The organism is Erwinia sp., from assembly GCF_031978025.1.
Classification (GTDB): Bacteria; Pseudomonadota; Gammaproteobacteria; order Enterobacterales; family Enterobacteriaceae; genus Erwinia.
In genome coordinates, this window is record NZ_DALZCD010000352.1 from 260 (window position 1) to 3,759 (window position 3,500).

3 protein-coding genes are annotated in these 3,500 nt (G+C 53.7%); all 3 read left to right on the forward strand.

Going from position 1 to position 3,500, the window contains the following annotated elements; genetic code table 11:
- On the forward strand, window positions 1-1,866 hold a 1,866-nt coding region (gene ovoA / locus RTK32_RS20010; RefSeq protein ID WP_312047010.1), incomplete at its 5' end, for a 5-histidylcysteine sulfoxide synthase.
- Between the two features lie 136 nt (window positions 1,867-2,002).
- Window positions 2,003-2,464, forward strand: a complete 462-nt coding sequence (asnC, locus tag RTK32_RS20015; RefSeq protein WP_312047012.1) for a transcriptional regulator AsnC — start codon at window positions 2,003-2,005, stop codon at window positions 2,462-2,464.
- A gap of 257 nt (window positions 2,465-2,721) precedes the next feature.
- The gene (gene mioC / locus RTK32_RS20020) at window positions 2,722-3,165 is read left to right on the forward strand and encodes an FMN-binding protein MioC (RefSeq protein ID WP_312047014.1); all 444 of its coding nucleotides are present in this window, start codon (window positions 2,722-2,724) and stop codon (window positions 3,163-3,165) included.
- The last annotated feature ends 335 nt before the right edge of the window (window positions 3,166-3,500 follow it).

A 3,500-nucleotide genomic window follows, 5' to 3' on the forward strand; every position in this document is an offset into this window, starting at 1 on the left:
CGCGTGGACGATCATATCGAAGCGATGATGGCTATTGGCGTGGATGAGATGAGCTGGGACGATCTGGATAACAGCCACTACGCGTGGCCAACGCTTGCCGAGCTGCGCGACTATCGCGGCAAGGTACGTACTCTTGTCGAAAATGTAATTAAAGAGATGCCGCTCACGCTACCGATCGGCTGGGACAGCCCGGCCTGGGTGATCCTGATGGGGATTGAGCATGAACGAATCCATCTGGAAACCTCCAGCGTGCTGATCCGCCAGCTGCCGATCGCCTGGGTTACCCCTCAGCCACACTGGCCAGCCTGTCCCGTTGCCCGCCACGATCGTCACGCCGCCCCGATTAATAAGCTGATTGACGTCGCAGGTGCGCGCGTCACGCAGGGCAAAACCGATGATACTTATGGTTGGGACAATGAATATGGCACGCTGACTACCGAGGTGAAGCCTTTTAAAGCCAGCCAGATGCTGACAAGCAACGCAGAGTTCTTTGAATTCGTCATGGCGGGCGGCTACCGGGACGATCGCTGGTGGGATGAAGAAGGCCTGGGCTGGCGTACCTTTGCGCAGGCAGCAATGCCATCTTTCTGGGTAGGATCGCCTGACGATCCCGATCGGTTACGGCTGCGTCTGATGACCGAAGAGGTGGATATGCCGTGGGACTGGCCGGTAGAAATCAACCAGCTGGAGGCAGCAGCCTTTTGCCGCTGGAAAGCCGAAGAAACCGGTCAGTCCGTGCAGTTGCCCAGCGAGACCGAATGGCTGCTGTTGCGCAAGCAGGTTGAAGGCGATCGCTGGCAGCAGGCACCGGGCAATATTAATCTTTCGTGGTGGGCTTCTTCCTGCCCGGTGGATCGCTTTGCCCAGGGTGAATTTTACGATGTAGTGGGCAACGTCTGGCAGTGGACCACCACGCCCATTACCGGGCTGGAAGGCTTTAAGGTCCATCCACTCTACGACGACTTTTCGACGCCGACCTTCGATGGCAAACACGCGTTAATTAAAGGTGGCAGCTGGATTTCCACCGGCAACGAAGCAATAAAATCTTCCCGCTATGCTTTCCGCCGTCACTTTTTCCAGCACGCGGGCTTCCGCTATGTCGTCTCCCATCATCAGGAAAAGAAAATGCTGAATCCGTACGAAACCGACAGCATGGTTTCTCAATATCTGGACTTCCAGTACGGTCCTGACTACTTCGGTACCGAAAACTATGCAAAAGCGCTGGTGGATATTGCCTGCCGTCTGACCGATAAACGCGGTCGGGCGCTGGATATCGGCTGCGCTACAGGTCGCGCCAGTTTTGAGCTGGCCCGCTATTTTGATGAAGTAGTAGGAATGGATTACTCGGCGCGCTTTATTGATGTGGCGCTGCAGCTGACCAGCGGCGAGGATTTCCGTTACGTCATTCAGGAAGAAGGCGAGCTGGTGGCGTATCGCCAGGTGCAGCTGAAAGCGTTTGGCCTGGGCGCAGAACAGGCGAGCCGCATTCATTTTATGCAGGGTGATGCCTGTAACCTGAAGCCGCAAAAAGCGGGTTACGACCTGGTGCTGGCGGCTAACCTGATCGACAGGCTACGTCAGCCGAAGCGTTTCCTGCAGGACGTAACGAAGATGATTAATGCTGGTGGCGTGCTGATGCTCTCTTCACCTTATACCTGGCTGGAAGACTACACCCCGAAAGAAAACTGGCTGGGCGGCATTCGCGAAAACGGCGAGGCGCTGACCACTTACCAGGCATTGCAGCGCCTGCTGGCGGCTGACTTCGAGGAGATCGCTGCGCCGCAGGATGTGCCGTTTGTTATTCGTGAAACGGCACGTAAATACCAGCATACCGTTGCGCAGCTAACCGTCTGGCGCAAGCGTTAAGTCTGCGGGCTGTTAATAGCCGTTCTGGCGTTTTCTCATAGCGGATGAGGTAAGTCCGCTATTTTATTGCCTGTCTTTTCAATTTCCCTCACATTATCCCCTGACAAATTATCAAATCCTTAATGACGGAGCCCCCATGCCCGATAATATGCAACCCGACGATCTCGATCGCGGCATCCTGAATGCACTGCTGGCTAATGCGCGTACCGCCTACGCCGAGCTGGCCAAGCAGTTCAACGTCAGCCCCGGCACTATCCACGTCCGCGTGGAAAAGATGAAGCAGGCAGGCATTATTAAAGGCACGCGTGTGGAAATCGATCCTCGTCAGCTTGGCTACGACGTCTGCTGTTTTATCGGCATTATTTTAAAAAGCGCCCGGGATTATCCTGCCGCGCTGGCGAAGCTGGACGCGCTTGATGAAGTGGTAGAAGCCTGGTACACCACCGGCCACTACAGCATTTTCATTAAAGTGATGTGTCGTTCTATCGACGCGCTGCAACAGGTATTGATCAACAAGATCCAGACCATTGACGAAATCCAGTCAACCGAGACGCTGATTTCTCTGCAGAACCCGATCATGCGGACGATCAAGCCCTGATCTGTGCACAGTATTATCCACAAAAGATCGGCTTTCTTTTTTTGCCTGAAACAGGGCATTACGTTCTGGGGCTGATTTCTTCAGCCCTGCACACAGCGCCCCGGGCGTGCATCAAGTCATATAACGCGCGATCGCGGCCTGGCGAAGCAGCAGCAGCTAAGCCGGGTAGCCAACAAACAATAACCTTACTTACCCACAGGTAGATCCCAGACTGATCACAGCGTACAATAGCCGCCTTTAGCGAACAGGGATCTCACATGGCGGACGTAACTTTAATCACTGGCAGCACCCTGGGCAGTGCAGAGTATGTGGCAGAACTGCTGGTCGAGAAGCTGGAAGAAGCAGGCTTTTCTACTGAGTTACTGCACGGGCCTGAACTGGACGAGCTTTCTATAGAAGGCACGTGGCTGGTAGTGACCTCTACGCATGGCGCTGGCGATTTGCCAGATAACCTGCAGCCGCTGTTTGATGAAATAGAAGAGAAGCGTCCGGATCTGAGCCAGCTACGCTATGGCGCTGTGGGTATCGGCAATCGTGAATACGATCTTTTCTGCGGTGCGATCGATAAAATGGATAAATTATTGACGGCCTGTGGCGCACAGCGCATTGGCGAACGTCTGGATATTGACGTGCTTGAACATGAGATCCCTGAAGATCCCGCCGAGGTGTGGATCGAGGGCTGGAAAAAGCTGATCGGCTGACGATCGGGCAGCGGATCGCATCCTTTTGTGCGATCGCTGCCTGGAAAACAGACGAAGTTTTGTAAATTTCTCCCCGATTTGCCCATTTAAATAGCGATCAGTTGTGGATAACCAGGCTGATTCAGCGGTAATAACCGGTGGTTATCCAAATAACAACTGGGGTACCGGATCGAACCTGTGCATAACATGCCTTTTTGATCCCAGCTTATACGCGACAGGATCACCGATCTTTCACAGCAAACGATCCTACTTAAGCTAATGATCCTGGGCAGGAAAAAAGGGTTATCCACAGAGATCGTCGATCCTAATAGAAGATCTAGTAAAGAGATCTCTAG